The organism is Streptococcus sp., from assembly GCF_032481935.1.
In the GTDB taxonomy this organism is placed as follows: Bacteria; Bacillota; Bacilli; order Lactobacillales; family Streptococcaceae; genus Streptococcus.
The window spans coordinates 1-1,969 of sequence record NZ_JAWERU010000109.1 but is presented as its reverse complement, the minus strand read 5'-3'; the positions used below and the strand labels follow the sequence as shown (position 1 = coordinate 1,969).

The 1,969-nt window shown below is 40.1% G+C and carries 1 protein-coding gene; it reads left to right on the top strand.

All coding sequences use genetic code 11. From position 1 onward, the window contains the following. The coding region (locus tag E7C97_RS09605) for an SspB-related isopeptide-forming adhesin (protein WP_316109091.1) at positions 1-1,969 on the top strand (1,969 nt) is incomplete at both ends.

Sequence of the window (1,969 nt, the reverse complement as noted above, 5' to 3'; positions counted from 1 at the left end):
GGACAACATCCAATCAGTAGGAATCTCAGATGACTACGATGAAACTAAGTTGGATCTTGATTCTACTAAGATCAAAGCTTACGATTCAGTAACAGGTGATGATGTTACAGCTAAATTCGATATCACTGTTAACAACGGTGTGATCACTGCAACCCTTAAAGCTGGCTTCACGAAGTCACTTGGCGATGCAGAAAACACTCAAGTGATCGATACAACTAAGTTCGCCTTCGGACGTTACTACAAGTTCGACATCCCAACAACAGTGAAAGCTGATGTGGCAGCTGGTGTAGATATCGAAAATACTGCGGCTCAAGTAGTCAACTACTACAACCCAACTACGAAGAAAGTTGAAAAACCAAGCAAACCAACTGAAAAACGTGTGAATAGCGTACCAGTACAAGTAGAATTCAACTTCACTAAACGCTTGGAAGGTCGTGAATTGAAAGCGAAAGGTAAAGTTGTTGAAACTGTAACGAACGATGCATCTGGAAACGTTAAGTTCTCAGCTATCGAATTCAAGAAAGAACAAGCAGGCGTTCACAACTACACAATTGAAGAAGTAGCTGGAACAGACGCAACCGTTACATACGATACTATGAAAGCGAATGTAACAGTCACAGTGAAACACAACGGAACAGCTAAAGTTCTTGTAGCAACTGTTGGCGATATCGCTGATAAAGAATTTAACAACCGTGTCACTCCTCCAGAAGAACCTAAGTTCCAACCAGAGAAATACGTTGTTTCTGAAGAGAAATTCGATATCACAGGCGACAAGCTCGTTGATGATGATAAAGAGTTGGCAGACAAGTACGCAGATACCAATGCCAACCCATATGCGGACGATGCATCAAACAACGAAGCTCAAAACTTGAACACCAAGACTGTGAAACGTGGCGACAAGTTGGTTTACCAAGTATGGTTGGATACAACTAAATTTGACGCAGCTAACAAGGACAACATCCAATCAGTAGGAATCTCAGATGACTACGATGAAGCTAAATTGGAACTTGATTCTACTAAGATCAAAGCTTACGATTCAGTAACAGGCGCAGAAGTAACAGATAAATTCGATATCACTGTGAACAACGGTGTGATCACTGCAACTCTTAAAGCTGGCTTCACTAAGTCACTTGGAGACGCAGAAGATACTCAAATCTACAAGTTCGACATCCCAACAACAGTGAAAGCTGATGTACCTGGTGGTGTAGATATTGAAAATACTGCGGCTCAAGTAGTCAACTACTACAACCCAACGACTAAGAAAGTTGAAAAACCTGAAAAACCAACTGAAAAACGTGTAAACAACGTTCCAGTTGAAGTGGAATTCAACTTCACTAAACGCTTGGAAGGCCGTGAGCTTAAAGAAAACGAATTCAGCTTCGTTCTTAAAGATTCAACAGGTAAAGTTGTTGAAACTGTAAGCAACGATGCGGCTGGTAACGTTAAATTCAAAGCTCTTGAATTCAAGAAAGGTCAAGAAGGCGTACACAACTACACTGTAGAAGAAGTTAAAGGAACAGACGCAACCGTTACATACGACACAATGAAAGCGAATGTAACAGTTACAGTTAAACACGATGGAACAGCTAAAGTTCTTATCGCGACTGTAGGCGACATTGCGGATAAAGAATTTAACAACGTCGTAACTCCTCCAGAAGAACCTAAGTTCCAACCAGAGAAATATGTCTTGAATGAAGAGAAATTCTCAATCACTGATAACAAACTTCTTGATGATGATTCTGAGTTGACTGATAAATATGGTGAAACAAATACAAATCCATATGTAGACCAAGCTAACAACAACGAAGAACAAAACATCAATACTAAGTCTGTTAAACGTGGCGACAAGTTGGTTTACCAAGTATGGTTAGATACAACTAAATTTGACGCAGCTAACAAGGACAACATCCAATCAGTAGGAATCTCAGATGACTACGATGAAACTAAGTTGGATCTTGATTCTACTAAG